This window comes from Algoriphagus sp. PAP.12 (genome assembly GCF_026652115.1).
GTDB lineage: Bacteria > Bacteroidota > Bacteroidia > Cytophagales > Cyclobacteriaceae > Algoriphagus.
The window spans coordinates 117225-141463 of record NZ_JAPPSQ010000006.1 but is presented as its reverse complement, the minus strand read 5'-3'; the positions used below and the strand labels follow the sequence as shown (position 1 = coordinate 141463).

Annotated in this window: 24 protein-coding genes; 13 read left to right on the top strand and 11 right to left on the bottom strand. The window is 40.6% G+C overall.

All coding sequences use genetic code 11. The annotated features are described in order from the left end of the window. Window positions 1–160 precede the first annotated feature (160 nt). Complete coding sequence (locus tag O0V13_RS09435; protein WP_268034731.1) at window positions 161–688, bottom strand: gamma carbonic anhydrase family protein; 528 nt, start codon at window positions 686–688, stop codon at window positions 161–163. A 122-nt stretch (window positions 689–810) separates the two neighbouring features. On the opposite strand from O0V13_RS09435, the gene O0V13_RS09430 reads away from it, so the two are divergent. From O0V13_RS09430 to O0V13_RS09390, 9 genes are all read left to right on the top strand, one after another. Then, entirely contained in the window at window positions 811–1533 is a 723-nt protein-coding gene (locus O0V13_RS09430) for a YceI family protein (protein ID WP_268034730.1), read from the top strand. A gap of 56 nt (window positions 1534–1589) precedes the next feature. After that, window positions 1590–2825 (top strand): anthranilate synthase component I family protein, encoded by a 1236-nt coding sequence (locus O0V13_RS09425; protein WP_268034729.1) that lies wholly within the window; start codon window positions 1590–1592, stop codon window positions 2823–2825. Then, on the top strand, window positions 2815–3927 hold the full coding sequence (gene dinB, locus O0V13_RS09420; protein ID WP_268034728.1) for a DNA polymerase IV: 1113 nt from the start codon (window positions 2815–2817) through the stop codon (window positions 3925–3927). The genes O0V13_RS09425 and dinB (O0V13_RS09420) overlap by 11 nt, the downstream gene beginning before the upstream one ends. 78 nt (window positions 3928–4005) lie before the next feature. Beyond that, complete coding sequence (gene miaB / locus O0V13_RS09415) at window positions 4006–5484, top strand: tRNA (N6-isopentenyl adenosine(37)-C2)-methylthiotransferase MiaB (RefSeq protein ID WP_268034727.1); 1479 nt, start codon at window positions 4006–4008, stop codon at window positions 5482–5484. Beyond that, window positions 5481–6776 carry a sigma-54 interaction domain-containing protein gene (locus O0V13_RS09410; RefSeq protein WP_268034726.1) on the top strand — a complete coding sequence of 432 codons (1296 nt, stop codon included), beginning with the start codon at window positions 5481–5483 and terminating at the stop codon, window positions 6774–6776. The genes miaB and O0V13_RS09410 overlap by 4 nt, the downstream gene beginning before the upstream one ends. Further along, window positions 6760–7299 carry an LPS assembly lipoprotein LptE gene (gene lptE / locus O0V13_RS09405; protein WP_073571900.1) on the top strand — a complete coding sequence of 180 codons (540 nt, stop codon included), beginning with the start codon at window positions 6760–6762 and terminating at the stop codon, window positions 7297–7299. The genes O0V13_RS09410 and lptE overlap by 17 nt, the downstream gene beginning before the upstream one ends. Before the next feature lie 31 nt (window positions 7300–7330). Next, entirely contained in the window at window positions 7331–8095 is a 765-nt protein-coding gene (locus O0V13_RS09400; RefSeq protein ID WP_268034725.1) for a hypothetical protein, read from the top strand. A gap of 11 nt (window positions 8096–8106) precedes the next feature. After that, on the top strand, window positions 8107–8469 hold the full coding sequence (secG, locus tag O0V13_RS09395) for a preprotein translocase subunit SecG (RefSeq protein ID WP_268034724.1): 363 nt from the start codon (window positions 8107–8109) through the stop codon (window positions 8467–8469). A 151-nt stretch (window positions 8470–8620) separates the two neighbouring features. Next, window positions 8621–9550, top strand: a complete 930-nt coding sequence (locus tag O0V13_RS09390; protein WP_268034723.1) for a sterol desaturase family protein — start codon at window positions 8621–8623, stop codon at window positions 9548–9550. Window positions 9551–9562: 12 nt separating this feature from the next. Here the strand turns inward: O0V13_RS09390 and O0V13_RS09385 are convergent, their stop codons facing one another. After that, window positions 9563–10273, bottom strand: coding sequence for a hypothetical protein (locus tag O0V13_RS09385; protein WP_268034722.1), 711 nt, complete (start codon window positions 10271–10273; stop codon window positions 9563–9565). 219 nt (window positions 10274–10492) lie between these two features. Here O0V13_RS09385 and O0V13_RS09380 point away from each other — a divergent pair, with 219 nt between their 5' ends. The 3 genes from O0V13_RS09380 (at window position 10493) to O0V13_RS09370 (ending at window position 13005) form a co-directional block, all read left to right on the top strand. Further along, the gene (locus O0V13_RS09380) at window positions 10493–10771 is read left to right on the top strand and encodes a co-chaperone GroES (RefSeq protein ID WP_026954618.1); all 279 of its coding nucleotides are present in this window, start codon (window positions 10493–10495) and stop codon (window positions 10769–10771) included. A gap of 37 nt (window positions 10772–10808) precedes the next feature. After that, a complete protein-coding gene (gene groL, locus O0V13_RS09375) occupies window positions 10809–12437 on the top strand; it encodes a chaperonin GroEL (RefSeq protein WP_268034721.1) in 1629 nt (542 codons plus the stop codon). A gap of 169 nt (window positions 12438–12606) precedes the next feature. After that, on the top strand, window positions 12607–13005 hold the full coding sequence (locus O0V13_RS09370; RefSeq protein ID WP_268034720.1) for a response regulator: 399 nt from the start codon (window positions 12607–12609) through the stop codon (window positions 13003–13005). On the opposite strand, the gene O0V13_RS09365 is transcribed toward O0V13_RS09370, so the two are convergent. The 9 genes from O0V13_RS09365 to O0V13_RS09325 form a co-directional block, all read right to left on the bottom strand. Then, window positions 13002–14105: a serine hydrolase domain-containing protein gene (locus O0V13_RS09365; protein ID WP_268034719.1), complete on the bottom strand. Its 1104-nt coding sequence runs from the start codon at window positions 14103–14105 to the stop codon at window positions 13002–13004. The two genes, O0V13_RS09370 and O0V13_RS09365, sit on opposite strands and share 4 nt — an antisense overlap. Window positions 14106–14118: 13 nt before the next feature. After that, window positions 14119–15624 carry a S10 family peptidase gene (locus tag O0V13_RS09360; protein ID WP_268034718.1) on the bottom strand — a complete coding sequence of 502 codons (1506 nt, stop codon included), beginning with the start codon at window positions 15622–15624 and terminating at the stop codon, window positions 14119–14121. A 61-nt stretch (window positions 15625–15685) separates the two neighbouring features. Next, window positions 15686–16963, bottom strand: a complete 1278-nt coding sequence (locus tag O0V13_RS09355; protein ID WP_268034717.1) for a metal-dependent hydrolase family protein — start codon at window positions 16961–16963, stop codon at window positions 15686–15688. A gap of 51 nt (window positions 16964–17014) precedes the next feature. Next, window positions 17015–17422: a GNAT family N-acetyltransferase gene (locus O0V13_RS09350; protein ID WP_268034716.1), complete on the bottom strand. Its 408-nt coding sequence runs from the start codon at window positions 17420–17422 to the stop codon at window positions 17015–17017. 317 nt (window positions 17423–17739) lie between these two features. After that, entirely contained in the window at window positions 17740–18159 is a 420-nt protein-coding gene (locus tag O0V13_RS09345; protein ID WP_268034715.1) for a VOC family protein, read from the bottom strand. Window positions 18160–18203: 44 nt separating this feature from the next. Beyond that, window positions 18204–18563 carry a DUF2116 family Zn-ribbon domain-containing protein gene (locus tag O0V13_RS09340; protein WP_268034714.1) on the bottom strand — a complete coding sequence of 120 codons (360 nt, stop codon included), beginning with the start codon at window positions 18561–18563 and terminating at the stop codon, window positions 18204–18206. Between the two features lie 62 nt (window positions 18564–18625). Beyond that, entirely contained in the window at window positions 18626–19234 is a 609-nt protein-coding gene (locus tag O0V13_RS09335; RefSeq protein ID WP_268034713.1) for a class I SAM-dependent methyltransferase, read from the bottom strand. Window positions 19235–19288: 54 nt separating this feature from the next. Next, entirely contained in the window at window positions 19289–21943 is a 2655-nt protein-coding gene (locus tag O0V13_RS09330; protein ID WP_268034712.1) for a PQQ-dependent sugar dehydrogenase, read from the bottom strand. A 98-nt stretch (window positions 21944–22041) separates the two neighbouring features. Further along, window positions 22042–22740, bottom strand: a complete 699-nt coding sequence (locus O0V13_RS09325) for an XRE family transcriptional regulator (RefSeq protein ID WP_268034711.1) — start codon at window positions 22738–22740, stop codon at window positions 22042–22044. 307 nt (window positions 22741–23047) lie between these two features. Here O0V13_RS09325 and dinB (O0V13_RS09320) point away from each other — a divergent pair, with 307 nt between their 5' ends. After that, window positions 23048–24238 (top strand): DNA polymerase IV, encoded by a 1191-nt coding sequence (dinB, locus tag O0V13_RS09320; RefSeq protein WP_268034710.1) that lies wholly within the window; start codon window positions 23048–23050, stop codon window positions 24236–24238. Window position 24239 lies beyond the last annotated feature (1 nt).

Below are 24239 nucleotides of genomic sequence, written 5' to 3'. Positions count from 1 at the left end.
TTAAATAGAAGAGTAGCGAGGAATAGAGAAAGAAGTATGGACCCTTTCCCTAAAAGGTTCAAAAGTTTATTCATAAAAAATGCAGTGTTAAAAGTTTACCTAAATTTAGATAAATCAGTATGTTAATCGAAAAAAATATGAGGATTTTATCCCCATATTTTTATTTTTCCTGAAACCATTGAGCATAAAGAGGATAATTTTTAGCTGTTCTTAGAATTACCTCCTCCATTTCAGGTCCTGTTTGTTTTACTTTTTTCGCAGGCATCCCCGCGTAGATGGAATTGGCCTCCACAATTGTGTTGGCTAAAACAACCGCTCCTGCTGCAATCACTGCTCCAGAATTAATCACTGCTCCATCCATTACAATCGCCCCCATGCCTATTAAAACTCGATCATGAATAGTACAGCCATGAACTACTGCATTGTGTGCAATAGAAACTTGGTTCCCTATGTACGTTCCTGCTTTCTGGTAAGTACAATGAATTACGGCTCCATCTTGGATATTAGTAGCGTCCCCTATTCTAATCTCATGGACATCTCCTCTAATCACCGCATTGAACCAAACTGTACAATTCTTCCCCATTTTCACATCTCCTACGATTGTGGCATTGGGAGCAAACCAACAATCTTTTCCAAATTGAGGAGATTTCCCATTCACATCAAGGATCAGAGGCCCAGTACTTTGCATAATTTCCAATTATTTTTTTTAGCAATTTGAAAAATTTATTTCACAGGTTCGAACTTTTTGCACAATTTTGGGTTTCCGTGTATATACATTGAATTTGAAACTAAATCAACAATTACAAAACAATGAAATTATTCAAACAATCCGGACTATTCCTTGCTGCAGCATTGATCACTTTTGCATGTAGCAAGCCTAGCGAAACTGTCCAAACTTCTGATGCAAAAGAAGTGGCAGAAGCAAAAGGAGCTGTATTGGCGATCAACCCATCTGCAACAACTATTGCATGGAGAGGTTACAAGCCTGCTGGTCAACACTTTGGTGAAATCCCTTCTACTGAAGGTTCTATTGCTATTGAAGGAACTGAAATCACTGGTGGTAAATTCACATTTGACATCACAGGACTTAAAATCACTGACTTGGAAGAAGGTTCTGAAAACTATGGAAAATTGTATGGTCACCTACAGTCTCCAGACTTCTTTGATGCAGCTAACCATCCAACAGCAACTTTCGAAATCACTTCTGTAGAGCCTTTTGCAGCTGGTGATGTAATCGCTGATGTGGAGCAATTCGAGACTGAAAATACGCCAACTGCAGCTTCTGCATTGACTCCTGAGAACCCAACCCATTGGATCAGCGGAAACTTGACTTTGAGAGGAAACACCAAAAACATCAAATTCCCTGCAACTGTAATGGTTGAAAATGGAGCGGTAGCTGCCAAAGCTGGTTTCAACATCGACCGTACCGAATGGGGACTTGCTTACGGAGACGAAGCAAACGCAGTAGATAAAGCAAAAGATCAATTTATCTACAACACAGTGTCTATCCAATTGGATGTGAAAGCTGATTAATCACAAATACCCTAGATAAAAGAGGAATTCGATCGAATTCCTCTTTTTTTTGCATTGTGAATTCTGAAACATTTCAATATCCCTTTCATAGCATTGAGGAAATCGAGCAGATCATTCGATGGATCAATCAAGAGTATTCTTTTTTTTGTCTGACTTCTGGAAACGATCATCGGTACCCACAAGGAACATTTCCTAATCAAATCCTAGCTGGAAATACTGCAATTGAAGCTGATGAACTATGGAATTCAAAAGCGGAAAATATTGCAGGAATCATTTCATATGATTTTAAAAATCAATTGGAAAATCTTAAAAGTGAGAATCCCGCATGGATCCCCCTTCCTGATTTGACATTTTTTAAAAGGGAAATCAAAATTAATTGGGATTCAGAAACCATTTACTCTTCTTTTGAAATTCCTGGATATGTATGGGATCAAGGCAAAAATCAATACAAAAATGAAAAAGTTGAAATCACTCCTTTAACCTCAAAGGAGGCCTATTTGGAGAATTTTAAAAAAGTCCAAAATGAAATTATCGAAGGGAATACTTATGAAATGAACTACTGTATTTCATTTGAAGGTAAAACCTCACAATTCGATCCCATTTCAGCTTTTTTTGATTTGATGAACCTTTCCCCTATGCCCTTTTCGGCTCTATTTAAGGCTAATTCGAAATTTCTCATTTCAGCATCTCCAGAGAGATTTTTAAAAAAAACAGGTGATCGGCTTATTGCACAACCTATCAAAGGAACAGCGAAAAGAGGGAACACGGAAGAAGAGGATATACAAAACAAATCATTCTTACAACAGAGTGAAAAGGAACAAGCTGAAAACTTAATGATTACAGATTTGATGAGAAATGATTTATCCAAAGTCTCAGAAACTGGCTCGGTGAAAGTTCCTGAGCTTTTTGGAATATATTCCTTTCCAAAAGTACATCAGATGATCACCACAGTCTCATCACAATTAAAAGCAAATACTACTTTTCGAGAAATCATTGAGGCAACATTTCCTATGGGCAGCATGACCGGCGCTCCCAAAATCAAAACCATGGAAATAATTGATCAATTGGAAAACTTTAAGAGAGGTTGGTTTTCTGGATCACTAGTGATTTTAGGAGAAAATGGAGATTTTGATTCTTCTGTGATCATTCGAAGCATCATTTCAGATTTAGAGGAAAATAAACTGTATTTTGGAGTAGGAAGTGCCATCACAATTGATGCAGATCCAAATGCCGAATACGAGGAATGCCTGCTCAAGGCAGGTGCGATTTTAGAAATTCTCAGTGGAAAATGATCAATTCCAACATAGCTCCCCTACCCGCAAAATCATCCATGTGGATATGGATGCATTCTATGCATCCGTAGAGCAATTGGACCATCCCGAATGGAGAGGAAAACCATTGGTCGTTGGAGGAAATGCCGCACGAGGCGTCGTAGCTGCCGCAAGCTATGAGGCTAGAAAATACGGGATTCACTCTGCGATGTCTTCAGTTTTAGCGGCCAGAAAATATCCCCAATTGATTTTTGCCAAACCCCGCTTTGACCGCTACAAAGAACTTTCTCTCCAAATCCGGGAGATCTTTTATGAATACACCGACTTGGTTGAACCCTTATCTTTAGATGAAGCTTTTTTGGATGTGACCGAAAACAAAATGGGACTCAAATCTGCCATATTGATTGCAAGGCAGATTCGAGAAAAAATTAAGATCAAGACAGGGTTGAATGCTTCAGCTGGAGTCAGTTACAATAAGTTTTTGGCAAAGACTGCTTCAGACCTCAACAAACCGAATGGGCAAGCAGTAATTCTACCAGATGAGGCTGAGTCTTTTTTGGAAAAACTACCCATTGGAAAGTTCTTTGGAATCGGGAAAGTAACTGCCGAAAAAATGCAGAAACTGGGTATCCACAATGGGAAGGATTTAAAGGAATATTCCCTTCAATTCCTTACCAAAAAATTTGGGAAATCTGGCCTACACTATTTTAATATTGTCAGAGGAATCCATCTTTCGGAGGTTCAGCCACACCGGATCAGGAAATCCTTGAGTGCTGAAAATACTTTTGAAAAAGATCTGATTACTCTGGCAGAATTGGAAGAAAACCTACACCCTATTTTTAAAGAGGTAGTCAGAAGGCTGGAAAAATCAGGCATAAAAGGCCGAACGGTTACCTTGAAATTAAAATTTGCTGATTTCACATTACAGACCAGAAGTAAAACCTTGGATCAATATCCTAACGAAGATGCAATCTGGAATTTGGCCTTGGAGCTTCTGCACCAAGAAACAATTCCAAAACCTGTACGTTTGCTAGGGCTAGGTCTTTCCAACCTTAATATCACAGAGGAACACGAACACTTTGGAGAGCAGCTCAAGATTCCATTTGATTCATTAGTGAAATAGTCTCGAATATTTCCTAAAAGTATCTGCCATTTTGTCCGCTTTTTCTTAATTTCGCATCCCTAAGTTTGAAAAACATTCATGGACAACTTGATCAAAGACATCGACATCATCAGCGGAGAAGAGGCGCAAGCAGTCGATTATAAAACCACTGTTGAAGAAAACACCGGCAAATCCAAAAAGATATACATAGAAAGCTATGGCTGTCAGATGAATTTTTCTGACTCAGAAATCGTCGCTTCTATTATGAAAGAAAATGGTTTTGATACAACTTCTGACTTTAGTCAGGCAGATGTCATTTTCCTCAATACTTGCTCTATCCGAGAAAAGGCGGAGCAAACTGTTAGAAAACGTCTTTCTGATTTCAACAGAATCAAAAGATCCAAGCCTGAAATGACTATTGGGGTTTTGGGTTGTATGGCAGAGCGATTGAAGGACAAACTTTTGGAAGAAGAAAAAATCGTAGATGTGGTCGTAGGACCGGACGCTTACAGAGATCTTCCAAATTTGGTCAATGCGGCTGAAGATGGCAGAAAAGGTGTAAACACCTTCCTTTCCAGAGAAGAAACCTATGCAGACATTGCTCCAGTTCGTCTCAATTCCAATGGAATAACTGCCTTCATCTCTATCATGAGAGGATGCGACAATATGTGTTCTTTCTGCGTAGTCCCTTTCACTAGAGGAAGAGAAAGAAGCCGTGATCCACATTCCATTGTGGCAGAAGCTAAGGATCTTTTTGCAAGAGGATTTAAAGAAGTAACCCTTTTGGGTCAAAATGTAGACTCCTACAAGTGGTCTCCAGAAGAAAACAACAAAGCTAGATTGAACAAAAAAGAGGATGAAACTTCCTCCATTGTCAATTTTGCAAACTTACTTGAAATGGTGGCTCAGGTAAGCCCGATTTTGCGAGTTAGGTTCTCTACTTCTCATCCGAAAGACATTACAGATGAGGTATTGTATACGATGAAAAAGTATGACAATATCTGTAAATACATTCATTTACCTGTTCAATCCGGAAACAGCCGAGTGCTAGATTTGATGAACAGAACCTATGACCGTGAGTGGTATTTGGATCGTGTTCGTGCTATCCGTGAAATCTTAGGCGAAGAATGCGGCATCTCTTCCGATATGATTGCAGGTTTCTGTACAGAAACTGAAGAAGAACATCAGGACACCTTGACTTTGATGGATATTGTGAAGTACGACTTCTCCTACATGTTCTTCTACTCTGAGCGACCAGGAACTCTGGCCGCTAAGAAATTTGAAGATGATATTCCTCTAGAAGTTAAAAAACGTCGATTGGCTGAAATCATCGAGAAGCAAAGTCAGCTTTCCTATGAAAGAAATCAATTGGATTTAGGACAAGAACAGATCATTTTGATCGAAGGAACATCTAAAAAATCCCAAGACGAGCTCAAAGGAAGAAACTCTGCCAATAAAGTAGTGATCGTTCCAGCGGCAGGACTGAAGTTGGGAGATTATGTCAAAGTAAAAATTACCGAGTGCACTCCGGCTACTCTTTTCGGAGAAATTCTTGAAATCAATCCAGCAATGGCATGATTACATCCCAAGAGATTCATAGTGTCAAACTACGGTTTGGGATCATAGGCAACAGCCCACTCCTCAACCATGCGATTCAGGTAGCCATGCAAGCAGCTCCCACTGACATGACGGTTTTGATTACCGGTGAAAGTGGTAGTGGTAAGGAAAGCTTTTCTAAAATCATCCATTCTCTTTCCTTGAGGAAGCATGGGAAATTCATAGCTATCAACTGCGGAGCGATTCCAGAAGGAACCATAGACTCAGAGCTATTTGGCCATGAGAAAGGATCATTTACTGGAGCTCATGAAGCCAGAAAGGGGTATTTCGAAGTCACAGATGGAGGCTCTATCTTCTTGGATGAAATCGGTGAAATGCCATTGGGAACACAAGCTCGTTTACTTCGAGTATTAGAAAATGGGGAATTCATCAAGGTAGGCTCTTCCAAAGTACAAAAGACCAACGTCCGTGTCATCACGGCTACCAATGTCAATTTGATAAAGGCGGTAGAAAAAGGAAAATTCAGAGAAGACCTTTATTATAGATTAAATACAGTTCCCATTTTTGTCCCTCCTTTGCGAGAGAGAGGAGAAGATATGGTTCTGTTGTTCAGAAAATTCACATCCGATTTTTCTGAGCGCTATCATGTAAAACCTATCTCTTTGGATGAAGGAGCCCAAAATTTGTTAATGAGGTATCCTTTCCCTGGAAATATCCGTCAGCTTAAAAACATAGCAGAGCAGATTTCTCTTTTGGAACAGGAAAGGGAAGTCGATGCACAGACGCTTTCCAAGTATCTCCCAAATGATAATTCCAGATTACCGATGGCTATTTCTGGAAATACCCAGAAGTCCGAAGGAACGGATTTTTCTGAAAGGGATCTACTTTACAAAGTCCTTTTTGATATGAAAAAGGACATGAATGAGTTGAAAAAATTGGTTTTGGAATCCTATCAGAATGGAGGATTGAACCAAAGTATCATTCAAAAGCACAGTGGATTGTTTGAGGATATGGAAAGTAATTTTACTCCTTCAGAAACTCAAGAAAGCAGTCCAAACTATTCTGTTCCATTAGTATTGGAATCTCAAAAATCAAGTTCATCGATGGATGAACATGACTATGAAGACGAAACGATTGAGGACATCATTCACGAAGAGGATGACAATTCACTTTCTTTGGAGAAAAAAGAAAAGGAAATGATCCTTCGGGCGTTAAGAAAGCATAACAATAAGCGCAAGTATGCAGCAAGTGACTTGGGGATCTCCGAGAGAACGCTGTATAGAAAAATCAAGCAATATGAAATCGACCAATAAGGGATTTATTTGGCTTTTTGGGCTGATTTTCTTGTTGTTCCAAAGCTGTTCTGTGAAGTATAGTTTTACGGGAACCAATATCAATTATGATATCGTCAAGACCTTTTCAGTAGATAATTTCTTCAATGACTCTGGAAATGGTCCTGCCAATATGCAGCAGACATTTACCGAAGCCTTAAAAGAATATTATCAAAGGAATACGCAGCTGGAGTTGATCAGGACGAATGGTGACCTCCAATTTTCAGGAGCTATCAAAAACTATAGGTTGACTCCTCAAGCGGCAGTTTCCAGTGGAAGTTCTACAGTGGCAGATCGGGCAGGATTGATGAGACTAACCATTTCTGTCGAGGTAGATTATATCAATACAACGAATGAGGAAGAAAATTTAAAGCAGTCTTTTTCCTTTTTCCAGGATTATGATCCCCGGACTACTACCCTATTGGATGTGGAGAGCCAGTTGATAGATGAGATATTCAAAAACATCCTGCAGGATGTATTCACAGCAACTGTAGCTAATTGGTAAATTTTATCTATTTTCACCCAAAAGCCTAAAAGTGAACGCCAGCCAATTTCAAGAAATCCTCAAGAAAGCTGACTCTCTGGAAAAGAGTGATGTCCTCCATTTGAAAAAAGTGCAGGAAAATTTCCCCTATTTCCAGATCCCTCATGTTTTGATAGCTAAATATGAGTTTCAGAAAAAGATGAATTCGGCAGCTTCTTCATTGGGATGGGCAGCAATCACTAGCCCAGACAGGATTTGGCTCAAAAAACTAGTAGAGCAAGAGGTAAGCAATTCTAAAACCTCTCCAGCAGAGGATTTACTTCCTGAAGATCAACCGGAGAAACCAAGCCAAGCTAGCAGAACTCAATCTTTGAAGGTTTTGGGAGAGCAGCTAAAAGGTAACAAGGCTGAGGAACCAGAGCAAAAGGTAGAGGAAAAGCCAGAGCCCCCTAAACCTAAAAGACGAACTCGAAGAGCAAGTGCTGGAGATGATCTGATTGAGACTATCAAAAAGCGTGAGAAGAAAACAATTGTTGACTCCAAGAAAAAGGAGCAAATCGATTTGATCAAAGCCTTCAGCAAAAAATCTATCAAGCTAGCCACTATCAAAGAAATAGAGGCAAATCAAAACACAGAAAATCTAGCAGCAACGAGCACTCAGATCAATGACAACCTGATTTCTGAATCCTACGCTAAACTCCTCTTGAAGCAAAACAAGAAGGATAAAGCGATTGAAATTTATGAAAAATTGGGCTTGAAGTTTCCGGATAAAAAGGCTTACTTTGCGGACTTGATTGAAAACTTGAAAAATTCTTAATTACTAAATATATGTTTACCCTATTAATCACCATCATTCTAATCCTAGCTGTGTTGTTGATCCTAGTGATCCTAGGTCAAAACTCAAAAGGTGGCGTTGGAGCAGCTTTCGGTGGTAGCGCATCCCAAATCATGGGAGTAACTCGTACTGGAAATGTACTTGAAAAGGCAACTTGGATTCTTGCAATTTCTATCTTGGTGCTTTCTTTGGCATCATCCGCATTCTATTCTGGAAGCCAGCCAAACCAATTCTCTTCACCAAACATTGATAGTGCAAAACAACAAGTCGTAGCGCCTGCATTTGGTGAACCTGCTGGAGAAAGTGTACTTCCTACGGAAACTGAAGCTACTCCAGAAGATTCAACTGGAAACTAATTCAAGGTTTTTTAGACCTTTTAAGAATAAATATTAAGTCCGCCTTCGCAAGGCGGACTTTTTTGTTTAGTTTGGCAATTAAAGGATTCTTTTTTGCGGAATTTAGATCGCCCGTTTAAGAAAATCTGCAGCTCAAACCAAACACAACTATATGAATAACCAACCGCTCCGGCTGGAGGACCTGAATCTAGAAACTTGGCCAAATTTGATTTTATGGGCAACACCTGTCATGTTTTTGCTGGTCTTTGTGGAATGGGGGATCTCTTGGTACCAAAAAAGAGATGCTTATAACACCAAAGACTTCTTTGCTGCAACTACCATTGGTTTGGTAAACGTTGGAATTTCCGCCATGATTAAGCTAGCTACTTTTGGCTCAGCTTTGTTTTTTTATAACATCTCCCCTTTCAAAATCCCACCAACATGGTGGTCTTTTATCCTTTGCTTCATCGCGATTGATTTTGCCAGATACTGGGCACACAGAGTGGCTCATGAGCAAAGGTTCTGGTGGGCAACACACATTACCCATCACAATTCTGAGAAATACAATCTTTCTGTCTCTTTCCGTTTGGGATGGACACAGCACATCAAGATCATTTTCTTCTTCCCTGTGATGTTTATGGGATTTGATCCTTATGTATTCTTCATCTGTCACCAAATCGCAGTATTGTACCAATTCTGGATTCATACAGAATACATCAAAAAACTTCACCCTGTAGTAGAATATATTTTCACCACTCCTTCACACCATAGAGTGCATCATGCGAGTGATGAGCATTATTTGGACAAGAACTATGGTTCTACGTTCATTATATGGGACAGGATGTTCGGAACCTTTATGCCTGAAGGCGAAAGGCCAACTTATGGTATAACTAAACCAGTGACTTCATATAATCCGGTCTATTTGGTTTTCCATGAATGGAGAGATATTGTAAAAGATATTGCTCAAGCTAAAAATGGAAAAGAGGTTTGGAGAATTTTATTTGACAAGCCTGGTGCAGAAGTGATCGCCACTCGAATTAAAAAAGAACAGCGGGAAGAACCTCACATCGAAAAAGAGAAAGAATTAGCGGAGGCCGGGTAGGCCTCCTTTTTTTTATGCCTTTACATGTTGCAAAAGAAGTCGTTTACTGATCGGAACCAAGGTTTCATCTATAGGGAATGATTGTTGACTATGTAGCCTCCATGTAGCAGGATTGGGCAACTCCTTCACTTCTTTTACCAAATCCAATTTGAGTGCCTCCAAGGTTTTGACAAGTGTTTTTTGAAACACTCCTATTAGCCAAAGTGACACACTTCTAAACTTTTCACCCGCAAATTGTAGCAAGCCAGACTTGTACCGAAAAGCATGAACATCGGCAGAATTCTCTCTTGTGAGAAGAACAAAACCTTCTCTATTATACAATGGCTGAATACCCACAGGTTCAAATTCAATTTGCTCCTCCACATAATCGTATATGGTTCTCCCCTCTCGGATCTGCTTTTCTATTTTTGGAAGAGCAAAATCTGTAATCTGATTGATTTCTTCAATTAGATTCCCATCCTTCTCCCTAGGCTCAAAATGAAGTTTGGCCTGATCCAAATCCACATTTGAAAGAGCTTTTGGAAACATATCGGAAAGCTTCTTTTTCCCCGATTTAAATTCATTCAAGTTTCGATGATGCTCAATCAGCTCTCCCAAACTCGGATAAAGCATGGCTGCTTGAAAATGCCTGTTGGTTTCTTGGAGGTAAGCCAGAAGCTGATACTTCTTATACTCAAAATCTATCAGTCCTTCTGTCACCCAATTTTTGGAAAGTGTTCTCATAGGTTTGTTGGCTTTACCAAAAATTACAAATTTCTGTCAGTAAATCCATTGCTGCTTGAAATTTTGGCAGACATATCAGCATGAAAAATTGTGAGTTAGGCCAGACAACTGACAAGATGAAGTCGATTTGTCAGTGTTTTAAAATAATCTGCACTTGGCACAGGAATCGCTCATGGAGGGATGTAGAATTTTAAACTAACCTTTAAACAATTTCATATTATGTCAAACGTGAACATCAAGCCTCTTGCGGACAGAGTTCTAGTACAACCTGCAGCTGCTGAAGAGAAAACCGCTTCCGGCCTTTACATCCCGGATACTGCCAAAGAAAAGCCTCAAAGAGGAACTGTCGTAGCAGTTGGCAATGGTAAAAAAGATGAGCCCTTGACTGTAAAAGTTGGAGACACAGTTTTGTACGGAAAATATTCCGGTACTGAATTGAGCGTGGACGGAGCAGATTACCTAATCATGAGAGAATCTGACATTTTCGCGATCCTTTAATTAATCACCAAAACATTAACCTAAAAAAATCAAGAAAATGGCTAAAGAACTATTTTTCGATACAGATGCTAGAGACCGTCTGAAAAAAGGTGTTGACGCACTAGCAGACGCAGTTAAAGTAACCCTTGGACCAAAGGGAAGAAACGTAATCATCGACAAGAAATTCGGTGCTCCTACCATTACAAAGGATGGTGTTTCCGTAGCGAAAGAAATCGAATTGGAAGAACCAATCGAAAACATGGGTGCACAGTTGGTAAAAGAAGTAGCTTCCAAAACTGCTGACAATGCAGGTGACGGTACTACTACTGCTACCGTTTTGGCACAAGCTATCTTCAACGTTGGTATCAAAAACGTTGCCGCTGGTGCTAATCCAATGGATTTGAAAAGAGGTATCGACAAGGCTGTTGCAGCTGTAGTTGGACAATTGAGAGATAACTCTAAAGAAATCTCTACTTCTAAAGAAATCGCTCAAGTAGCGACTGTTTCTGCTAACAATGACGAAGAAATCGGTAACATGATTTCTGACGCAATGGACAAAGTAGGAAAAGACGGTGTAATCACTGTAGAAGAAGCAAAAGGAACTGAAACTGAAGTTAAGACTGTAGAAGGTATGCAGTTTGACAGAGGTTACCTTTCTCCATACTTCGTAACCAATACTGAGAAAATGGAAGCTGAGCTTGACGCTCCTTACATTTTGATCTACGACAAGAAGATTTCTTCTATGAAGGAATTACTTCCAGTATTGGAGCCAGTTGCTCAAACTGGTAAGCCTTTGGTGATCATCGCTGAAGATGTAGACGGTGAAGCTTTGGCTACATTGGTAGTAAACAAAATCAGAGGTGCTCTGAAAGTTGCTGCAGTGAAAGCTCCAGGTTTCGGTGATAGAAGAAAAGCTATGTTGGAAGACATTGCAATCTTGACTGGCGGAACTGTAATCTCTGAAGAAAGAGGTTTCAAATTAGAGAATGCTACCGTAGATATGTTGGGTAGAGCTGAGAAGATCAATATCGACAAAGACAACACCACTGTGGTAAACGGTGCTGGTGATGCAGCTGCTATCAAAGGCAGAATTGCAGAGATCAAGTCTCAAATCGAAAAAACTACTTCTGACTACGACAGAGAGAAGCTTCAAGAGAGATTGGCTAAGCTTTCTGGTGGTGTGGCTATCCTTTATATCGGTGCTGCTACAGAGGTAGAAATGAAAGAAAAGAAAGACCGTGTAGATGATGCTTTGCATGCTACTAGAGCTGCTGTACAAGAAGGTGTAGTAGTAGGTGGTGGTGTTGCTTTGATCAGAGCAGCTGAGGCTTTGACAGACCTTAAAGGTTCTAACGAAGATCAGGATACCGGTGTAAATATCGTAAGACAAGCTATCGAAGCTCCATTGAGAACGATCGTATTGAACGCTGGTGGTGAGCCATCTGTAGTGATCAACAAGATCAGAGAAAACAAAGGAAACTTCGGTTACAATGCTAGAATCGACGAGTACGAAGATCTATTCGCAGCAGGTGTAATTGACCCTACTAAAGTGACTAGATTGGCATTGGAAAATGCAGCATCCATCGCTTCTCTCCTATTGACTACCGAATGTGTGGTAGCTGATGTGAAAGAAGATGCTCCAGCTATGCCTCCAATGGGAGGTGGCGGAATGGGTGGAATGATGTAATCAACCCCATTGTTACAAAAGGAGGCTCAAGGGCCTCCTTTTTTTATTTCCCTCATTTTGAGATCAAGGGATTCTCAATTTGAAAAAATGACCACAAACTTTTTTCTTGGATTGGGAATAATTGTATTTTGCTTTAAATACATTTTAAGTGTGCGTTTTTAAAAACTAAATGACCCATTTCGACGCAATTTTTCTAGTGGATGACGATCCTATCAATAATTTGATCAATAAGCGATTATTGGGAAAAGTAGGAATTGCTGAGAATATATACGAATTCTTGGAGGGATCAGAAGCTTTGGGTTATTTAGAAGATTCTCAGACACCTCAAGAAGTTTTGATTTTCTTGGACATTAATATGCCAGTGATGAATGGCTGGGAATTTTTAGACGCATACTTGGAAAAACTCCCTGAGAGAAAAGACAAAATCGTAATCCTTTCAAGCTCCATAGATTTTCAAGACCGTCAAAAAGCTATGGAATATGAAGTCGTATTAGGCTTTTTAGAAAAGCCTCTAACAATGGATAAAATCCATCACCAAGTAGCCGAATTTTTAGAAAAGGGAATTTAAGGCTGAATCACAGAAGCCAACCTATCCCACATTTGTCGGATTAATAAAAAGGGAATCGAAGTAGAATCCGATGCTCCCCCCATACGTACAATTACCAAGTTTTGAGAAGGTATAACCATCAAAAATTGTCCGTTTTTTCCCATAGCCTGATACATATCATTTGGACCATTTTGAATCAAAGAACCTGAAAGGCTTTTTTCAACTCCCGGAAGCATAAAGGCCTTTTGACCATTCAACCATGTCAAATATCCATAGCTTGGGTTTAGATTCTGAGACGGCTTTATCATTTGATCAAAATAACTTCCTTCCCATATTTGTTCTCCATTCCAATTCCCTTTGGATAACATCAAAAGCCCAAATCTTGCCATGGATCTAGGCGTACTGTAAAACACGTTGTTCTTTCCAGCCTTTTGCCAAAACCCTTTCATTCCTATATGATCGCCAATTCTGGATTTGAAATAAGTTTGATAGGTTTCGCCAGAAGCTTTTTCCAACACCTTTTCAAGCACAGTATATGTTCCATTGTGGTAGCTCCACCTAGCTCCTGGCTTGGCTAAAAAACGGAAAGCCGAAGGATCAGTTTCGTCCAAGTTTGATACTTCATCATCGATACCCGTAGTCATTGTCAAATGATGGACAATTCTGATCTTTTTTTCTTCTTTTGAGGTCATGGAAGTCCATCCATTTCCCAAGTACTTCTGGGTCTTATCTTTGATTTTAAGCAGTTTTTCATTTTCTGCGATGCCGATCATCGTTGCTGTGAGGGTTTTGCCAGCTGAAGCCCAATACCAGAAAGACTCCGAGTCCATTGGTCCCAAACCGGTCAATTTTCCTCCCCAATATTCCTCTACTACAATTTTCCCATCTTTTAAAATCAAAAAACCTCTTGTATCAGTTTCAGATAGCCAGGAAAGGAACTCGCCCATCTTTTGTTGATCAAAACCCGCTTCTGACTGAGACATCTTTTCCCATTCCTGCGAATCATTGGGAGGGAAATAGATAGAATTCCCAGAAGATGATCCTTGGGCCGAGAGATGAAAAGAGGAAAAAAAAGCCCCGATGAATATCAGGGCTTTCAAAAAACTAGCAGCTTTATTCATGCTACAAATAAACTTATTTTCTCAAAGTATCCTCAATAAATGCCTTTAGATCATCTCTGAATTTTTGAGCCGATGGCAAATGAGTATACATCATGTGACCAGCTTCATAGTAGGTCATCTTGATTCTGTCAGAAGCTGACTTGGGAAGTCCCAAGTGAGAAATGGAATGCTCCACCCCATAAAATACAGTTGCCAGATCATAATAGCCATTCATGATCAAGACTTTCATATTCGGATCTTTGCTCAATGCATCTGCCATGTCAGGAAGTGTGGTAATAGCACCATCAGTTCCCCAATATTGATTTCCTCGGTGGGACCAATCCCATCTAAAACCATTTCTACCCCCTGCGGAAGTAGCATAAAGAAGGTCTTTACTTACGCCAAGCGAGCCATGGAAGTAATCCAAAAATAAGCTGGTATAAGCAGGAGAGATCGCATCACTCTGAGGATCTGTGAAAGAAGACATAGACATCGGATCCAAATTGATTCCTTTATATCTTGAATCCAATCGTCCAACAGTCATCTTCTCGTCTCTCAACATTTCCTGGAAAGTCTCCCCGGCATTCAATTTCAAATCAGCACGCAACCAAATTTCCGCACTAATTCCAGAATACGACTCGAGTTTCTGGGCAATCTGATTTTTCTCAGCATCAGAAATTGTATTTCCTTTGAATAAAGCTGGTGCATATTCATTCTCAGTGAACTCTCTTACCTCCTGAACAAAAGATTCGATATCTGCCCCCTTATTGGTGATTTTATCATGATATCTTGCCGTTACTGCTACAGTTGGGAAATAAACGATATTGGAAATATCCTCATTTGGTACAAAGAACAAGGTTCTCAAATCAAAAACTGAGGACACCATCACTACTCCGTTCAAAGCATAGCCTCTATTCAAAAGATAGCTCATCACACCTGCGTTTCTAAAGGTACCGTAGCTTTCTCCCAAAATATATTTAGGAGAATTCAGTCGTCCATGCTCTTTCAAAAACTGCATGATAAACAAACTGACACTTCGGATATCCTGATCTACCCCCCAGAAATCCTTTCCTTCGGATTCGCCAATAGGAACGGATAGCCCAGTACCTACAGGATCCATCATCACTACATCAGCCATATCCAAAATGGAATATTCATTATTCACCAATTCATAAGGTGCGGCTTGATTGTAATTTGGATCATCTACGGAGATTCTTTTCGGCCCCATGATCCCCATGTGCAACCAATAAGAAGAAGAACCCGGACCGCCATTGTAGGAGAATATAATCGGTCGGTTTTTCTCAGGATTTTCCTTGAAATAGGCAGTAAAGCCGAAAAGAGCGATAGGCTTATTATTCTCATCTTTCAACTCCATGGTTCCAGCTTTGGCATTGAGATTAATGGTTTTTCCATCAATCGTCACAGACTGCTTGGATTCAAAAACCTGGGCCTTTGGATCCTCTTTTTTTGCTTCCGGTTTTTCCTGCGCCCAAGTAAAGCCAGACACAAAAATGAAGACCAGTAGATATCTTACTTTCATAATTCTTGATTTAAGGTTGGTTGGTATGTTTCAAAAGAAAAGCCCTCAAAAGGGCTTTCAGTTATTTTTTAAAGATCTTTCCGTCTTTCATCACAAATACCACATCTTTCATCACGGCGATATTTTCATCTGGATTTCCATCGACAGCAATGATATCTGCGATTTTTCCAGCTTCAATAGTTCCGAGCTTTTCTTCGATATCCATAAAAATGGCATTGGTATATGTAGCTGCTTGAAGTGCTTCTAAGGCAGGCATTCCAGCCTCTACCATGTAAACAAATTCTCTATAATTATCCCCGTGAGGGTAAACACCTGCATCTGTTCCAAAAGCGATTTTCACTCCATTTTTATAGGCTTTCGCAAAAGTATCTTGGATTTGAGGCCCGATTCTTCTAGCCTTCTCAGCTACAACTGCTGGATAATATCCTGGGATTTCTGCCAATTGAGCGGCAGTCATCCCCGCAGTGATGGTAGGAACGTACCAAGTTCCTTTTGCCTTCATTAGGCTCATAGTCTCATCAGTCATCATTGTTCCATGCTCGATGGAGTGAACACCGGCTTTGATTGCACGCTGCATTCCTTCATCTCCATGGGCATGAGCTGCCACATGAATCCCAAAGTCATTGGCAGTTTCAACAATCGCATCCAACTCATCTTGCTGAAATTGTGGGGCAGACCCGTCTCTAGCCACCGAAAGAACTCCACCGGTAGCAGTTACTTTGATGACATCAGAGCCCAGTTTCACAGCTTGTCTTACGGCTTTCCGAGCATCATAAGGGCCGTTAATTACCCCCACTTCTGGCCCTGGATCTCCCATCAAATCTCTTTTTCTTCCATTGGTAGGGTCTGCATGACCGCCAGTTGGAGCGATGGATTTTCCAGCGGTATAAATTCTAGGTCCAGAAACTGTCCCTGCATTGATTGCATTTCGAAGGGCAATATTGACACCGGAACCACCTAGATCTCGGACAGTTGTAAATCCAGCCATCAAGGTTTTCTCAGCTAGAGGAAGTGCTTTGTAAGCTACATCGGCTTCATTGTCACGAAAGCCGTCAATATATCTTGTTGGTGAGGTTTCTCCTTCAATGTGAACGTGCATATCCATCAATCCCGGAAGCACAGTTGATTTTTTCAGGTCGACCATTTCATCTCCAGAACCACCATTTTGGTAACCTGAGGAAACTGAAGTGATTTTACCATCTTCTACTACGATGGTTTGTTCTTTCAAAACTTTCATCGACTTGGTATCTATCAATCTACCAGCGTGGATGTAAGTTTTTTGGGCAAAAGCGCCCAAGGCTAGCATGCATGCAAGCCCAGTGAGTACTAGTTTGTTCATACGGTTGTTTAGTTGATCGTTTGGTAAGGAAATATAACCAAATACCGCATTTCAGAGAAGCTTATCTTCTGGTTTTAACTGATAAGTGTGATCATGGGGGTAAAAACCCAATTTGCGGTAAAAAGGAATAGCCCCTTCGGCTGCAAAAAGAAATAATCTAGCATCTTCAGCTGAATTTCTAGCCTCTTGTATAAGAGCCTTTCCTATCCCCTGCCTTTGGTAGACTTCATCCACCGCCAGATCCGCTATAAAGCATCTATATGAAAAATCAGACAAGGCTCTAAGCAAACCAACCAATTTTCCGTGCGCCCTGGCCGTAATGATCAAATTAGAACCAGAGATCATCCGTTGAAGCTGAGAAGGATTATCCATGGGCCTTCTTTTGGAAAGTGTAGATGACTCCAAAATCGAGACAAATTCTTCCAATGAAATCTCTTTTTCTATTTGATAGGTTATCATTATTATCAGTAAAATAAAATCTAATATGGCCGGAGGTTCGAGGTTTATAGTTGATTCAAATAAAACAGGAAAAGACAATTGTAATTTGGGAAAAATCAGACCCAAACTAAAGCCTGAAGCTCATCCAAGATCTGGAAAAAATGCACGAATCTTAGATTTGAAAGATGCGATAAAACACAGATTTCAGATCAAAAACGAATCCCGAAAACTAACATTAGCAGTCTTCTTTGGGATTTTCATAGGAATAGTGATTTTAGGTTTGTATCTATTTTTTTGGAATTAGTAATACGTAAAATCAATTAAAAAAAGGATCTTTCTCAAGTTTTTGCATTCTCGTCAAGGATATCTTCATAAACCTCATCTACAGGTTCCCAAAGTTCAATGGCATGGCCATCTGGATCCATGATATGGACAAATTTCCCGTAATCATACACCGCTATTTCATCAAGAATCTGTACACCCTCCTTTTTCAGCTCTTCCACTAATTCAACCAGGTTTTCAACCCGATAATTGATCATAAAATCCTTTTCAGAGGGATTAAAATAAGTGGTCTTTTCACCCATAGGTGACCATTGGGTATGTCCTTTCAGACTTGGGTCGGATGCATGTCTCCACTCAAAGGTAGTCCCGTATTTATCAGTATTTAGCCCTAAGTGCTTTTGATACCAAGACTTAGTTTCATCAGGGTTTTTCACTTTGAAAAAGATTCCTCCAATGCCTGTGACTCTTTTTTTCATAAGAATTTATTTTTTGGAGAAGTTAGTGAAAGCAAAGGGTATTTTCACTCTTTCACCTTGACAATCAGCATCCATCCGGCATCCAGTGGCAAATAACCGAAATCATAACAATAGGTATAAATGCTCCCCTTTTTGGTCTCATAAGAATGGGTCGAATATTTAAACTGAAACCCTTCCTGAATCATCCTCTCCTTGGTGGTTTTGGCCATTTCTTCACCCTCTGGGATGAGAGACTCTAAAATATTTCGGTTCCGCTTCAAGGAATGATTGATCCTTCGAATCAGATTATTGGAGTCAGCAGTTTGTTGATAGTTAAAGGTATTCCTACACTGATCATCACAAAATTTCTTGTCTACCCTTCCTTGGATCGGTTCTCCGCAATTCAAACAATGTCTTTGTTCCATTTTATAAAAATAAGTCAGTCTTAATTTATAAAATTAGTTTAAAACAACCTCAGCTTTGTGATTTACTTTTGGCCTATCATCCGAATCACCGAGGACTGACCTTGATGAAATTCACCTTCTTTTAAATAGACCTCAATCTCATCCAAAGAAATTTGGTGAAGTGACGAAAATTCTTCCATTAATTCCTCTTTGGAAAATAACATACTGATTTCTTTTGGACCTCCTGCTTTTGGATTTGCGGTACTGAAGGCCAAATGAGCTTTTGAAAAACCTTCCAAAATCACCATTCCTCCCGGTTTCAATAATTCTAAAAGTCCAGCATGAATCAAACTTCTAATTGGCTTGGGAAAATGTGCGAAAATCAGAACAATCAGATCAAAACTCTCTTTTTCATAATTCATATCTTCCAAAGTTCCAATCTGATAATCCAGAGATACTCCTTTCAAACCCGCCAACTTTTCAGCTTTCATCTTTCCTGATTCACTGATATCAAAGGCAGAAACTTCCCAGCCTAATTTGGCAGCGAAAACAGCATTTCTCCCCTCTCCTTCGGCAGGAAACAAGGCTTTTCCAGGCTTTATCCTTTCTAGCTCCTCTTTCAAAAACTGATTAGGCTCAACCCCATAGGCATATTCTTCAGCCCCATATCTTTGATCCCAAAACTCTTTCATTTCACAAGGTATTTAGCACAAAAACAAAAAAGGAACCCGAAGGTTCCCTTTCAATTATCGACTCAACTGAATAGTGTCGAGATTAAATGTATTCCAAATATTCACATCCGACTCAGACCGAAGCACAAAGAATACTTTCCTGATTCCTGACTGTTCCTTCAAAGAAACCTCCACTGGAAAATACCCTTTTTTATCTCCTTGAGAAAGCAGTTCAGTACTTCCCCAAAGTTCTCCATCTGGTGAATCTAAGCGGATTTCCATTGTACCTTTGATACCAGCTGGATTCACCAATAGTTCCGCTGATCTGATTCCCGAAACATCCCAATTATTAAACGCTAACCAGGAATTCATTTCTGTAAATCGTATGAAATAAACTCCGTCAATATTGGCCTTGGCGGTGTTTTCAAATTCATTGGCAGTCAAGGCTGAAACCAAACTATTTCTAATCAATAGTTGCGAACTCCCCTTCAAAGAGGCAATTCCATTTGCTCCATTATCCGTATAAGCAGCCTGCACCAAGTAATATCCTTCAGGATTTTGGGTCCGGTCGATTTCAAAGGTTCCTTTCAAAGGAAGGTTTTGTTTCCCATATTCGGGATCTTCTAAGGACAATACAAAATCAACCATTTCACCTACCTGCTCTTCCGGCAAATGAAGATGACCGGGCATCAATTGCTCACCCCAAACACCATTTCCACCATTCCTGATTTTATTGATTAGATATGCCTTTGCATCAGCTTGTCCTTTGTATTTCGAAGAAACATTGCGGAATGTCGGCCCAACAGACTTATTCTCTACATCGTGACAGGCCTTACAACCAGATTGAGTGATGAAATTTTCACCAACAGAAACTTGCTCCTCTTGATGTCCTGCTTCGATCACATCAAAACCTCCTGCGATATAGTCAATGCTAAATTGAATTGCATCTGAATCAATTTCCCCATCCTCTTGATCAGTGACTTTTACTTCATAATCGACTGTCTCAGGACCGAAATAAAAGCTTTTGTTTCCATTCCAATCGATTTGGACCTCTGGCCTTTCGTTGCCAGCACGAATCTCAACAGAAGAAGTCACCTCTTCCCCTTCCAAATCTTTCACTGTCAATATTGCCTGGTAGGTTCCAGGCTTTTCATAAGTATGACTTGGATTTGGATCTGAAATTTTCGCAGAACCATCCCCAAAGTCCCAACTGTAAGTCAATTTATCTTCCGAGTCAAAGTCCAGAGAACCTTCTGATGAAAAACTCACGGTTAATGGAGCTCCACCAGTTGTATGATTAGCTTTCAGCTTTGCAACAGGCTTTCTATTTCCAGATGCAAATTCGATTTTATACAGACCGGAATTATCATTTTGTGAGCGCCAGAAAGTTCCATATTCTAAGACATACAAAGCTCCATCTTTACCAAATTGCATGTCCATGGGTTTTTCGAAAACCGTCGAAGGCATGAAGCGTTCCATGGAATCGTACTCAAAATTTTCTGTCAGGGAAACGGTGAAAATCCAATTTCTCATCCAGTCATAAATGAATAATTTTTCATTGTAATAGCCAGGAAAACGCACATCCGTTTGATCAAAATCTTCACGATAATACACTGGTCCAGCCATGGCATTTCTGCCCCCAGACCCCAACATTGGAAACTCCTCAGATTCATTGTAAGGATAATAAATCATCGCTGGCTGCGCAGGAGGTAAGTTTTGAATCCCTGTGTTATTCGGAGAGGTATTCAAAGGAGCGGCTGGGTCAAAGCGAAAAAGACTATCCTTTTTTTCAAAATCATACTTCCAGTAGGCATAATTATTTCCTACAAAATAGGGCCAACCAAAGAACCCAGGTTCTGTTGCAACATTGATCTCATCATACCCACGTGGACCTCTGCCCACTTTATCCTGAGAACCATCAGGCCCTACTTCCCCCCAATACAAATTTCCATTATGCTGATCCAAAGAAATACGGAAGGGATTTCTGTTTCCCATCACATAGATTTCAGGGCGAGTTCCTTCTGTTCCTGGAGGAAACAAATTGCCTTCAGGAATAGAATAAGTCCCATCAGCTTCCGGCTTGATTCGGATGATTGCTCCACGAAGATCATTCGCATTCCCAGAAGAACGCTGTGCATCTACATTTGCAGGCCTGTCAGCACGCTCATCAATCGGGTTGAAATTTTGAGAATCAAAAGGAGTAGTATCATCTCCTGTTGAAAGGTAAAGCAAGCCATTCGCATCAAATTCTATCGATCCTCCGGTATGGCAACAGCCTCGGAAAACCGGAATTTCCAAAATGATTTTTTCTGAGCTTAAATCCAGATGATTGTCTTTGAATTCAAATCGTGATAGACGATTGACATCCGGGCTAAAATTGACAGGCGCATAGTAGAAATAGACCCAATGGTTTTCATTGAAATTGGGATCGATGGCAAAGCCATCTAATCCATCCTCATGCTCCAAGAAAACATCCAGTTCTCCAACTATAGATGTTTCTCCAGTGCTGGCATCATACATTTTCAGTTTTCCAGCCCTTTCGATAAAAAGCACATTTCCATTGTCGAGCACTTCCAGCTCCATGGGTTCATTTAGCTTTTCTACTAGGGAAACTTTGGTAAATCGGGACTCATCCGGCTTGATGGTTGCAAAAGGATCTACGTCCTTTTCAGTACAACTCCATCCAGCCAATCCGGTTAGAAGCATTGCTGCCCATACCGCTTTTTTCATTCTGTAGTTTTTAATAGGGTTTGATCAAACCCCCAAGGTAGCTAAAAAAACTGCCTCAGATTTGCCGATTGTGGAATTCTAGGACATATTACCTAACTCTATTCACTCATCAGCAATCTAAAACGCCACACCTCCTTCACATCTTCAATATTCACTTCAAAAGGAGGATAAATCGGGTTGGCTGAGCAAAGCAAAAGCTGATGACCTGCTTGAATCCGATTGTATGCAATTTTGAATGTCACTCCATCTTGCTCAGTCACGATCACATAGCGCTGCCCGTCTTTGATTGCCAGCCAATCGTCTACATATTCGCAGATAATCCATGAGCCGTCCGGGATTGGCAACATGGAATCGCCATCCACCTGAAATACCCGGTGCTTTTTATCCATCGGCAAAAAAGGCAAAGCAAACCGTGGCAATTCTGAAATGTACTCCGGGTCTGCAAAACCTGCCAGATAACTTGCTTTGGCCCGTTGGGAAACCACTTCAATCAACTCTCGTCCCTCACTGTCCACGGTGGTTGACAGGATTCTCAATTTCCTACCTCTAAAAAACTGATCCGTCTCTAGAAGCTCTCTTAACTTGTATTCAGAATAGGTAGTTAGATCCACTTTGATCAAGATATCCAGAGAAACAGAAAAATACTCGGCAATCTTCACCATCATATCCAATGGTGGAGTAATGGTCGCTTCATAGCCAGCTAACTTAGAACGACTGATTCCCAGCGCCTCCGCCAAACTTTCTTGGGTCAGCTTTTTCTGTTTGCGAAGGAATTTGAGGTTGTTATTTAGGAACATATTAAAATGGAGATACGATAGAGATGAAAGACAGCCCTTCGGGCAGATATAAATCAAGATAGCCTATAAGCAAATATCATTATCTCACTCGGACGGTATACCTTGGAAGCCAGCGATCTTATTTTAGCGAAGCGTATCTAGATAGGTAAATTGACAACAACACATCTAAGGAAACACACCATTACGAAATGTATTTCCATTATATTTCATTTTACTTCCCGACAATTCCCGTCTTCACTTGATTCAAATCTAATCATTTTGTTTAAATTATAAACATTAAAATGTTAAAATATTTGACAAAATAGAAATGGAGGCGACCAGAAGTATTGCGCACATGGATTTGGATTCCTTTTTTGTGTCCGTAGAGCGGCTGTTTGACAATCGTCTGGACGGAAAACCTATCCTGATCGGAGGTTCCAGCGACCGTGGAGTCGTGGCATCCTGCAGTTATGAAGCCCGTCGCTTTGGCGTTCACTCCGCTATGCCCATGCGGGTAGCGCGACAGCTTTGCCCCGAAGCGATTATCGTCCGTGGGGACTTTGAAAGATACAGTCAAAAATCCCATGAGGTTACCGATATCGTGAGAGAATCGGTTCCACTTTTTGAAAAATCCTCCATCGACGAATTCTACATGGATCTGACAGGAATGGACCGTTTCTTCGGCTGCTTCAAACTAGCTCATGAGCTTCGACAACGCATCATCAAAGAAACGGGTCTGCCGATCTCCCTTGGATTATCCGAAAACAAAACCGTATCCAAAGTCGCTACCGGAGAAGCCAAGCCCAATAATGAAAGACAGATTCCATTTGGTGAGGAAAAGCCTTTTTTAGCTCCTCTTTCTGTGAGAAAGATCCCCATGATCGGAGAAAAAACTTCTCAGACCCTGTATAACATGGGGGTAAAAAAAGTACAGACCCTGCAGCAGATGCCCGCAGAGTTGCTCAAGGCTACCTTTGGAAAGAATGGTAATATGATCTGGGAGAAAGCCAATGGGATCGACCGCAACCCCGTTATCCCCTATTCTGAAGCCAAGTCCATTTCTTCGGAAAACACCTTCGAGCAAGACACGATCGATGTAAAAATGCTCGAAGCCACACTGACCGCCATGTGCGAACAACTGGCGTCCAAGCTTCGACAAAAAGGGCAATTGACGGCATGTGTGACGGTCAAGATCCGCTATTCGGATTTTGAAACCCATACCATGCAGCAGCGGATCCCTTATACTTCTGCTGATCATACTTTGCTTCCCATTGTCAAGGAGCTTTTTCGCAAACTCTACAGTCGACGGTTGCTGATCCGCCTGATCGGAGTACGCTTCAGCACGCTGGTATACGGAAATTATCAGATCAATCTATTCGAGGACAGCCAGGAGCAGATTAACCTTTACCAGGCTCTGGACCGCCTCAATGTCAAGTATGGAGACAAAACTGTCTGCCGAGCCGTAGCCATGGCGATCGGCAGAAGAAGATTTAATCCTTTTAATGGGATGGAGACATAAA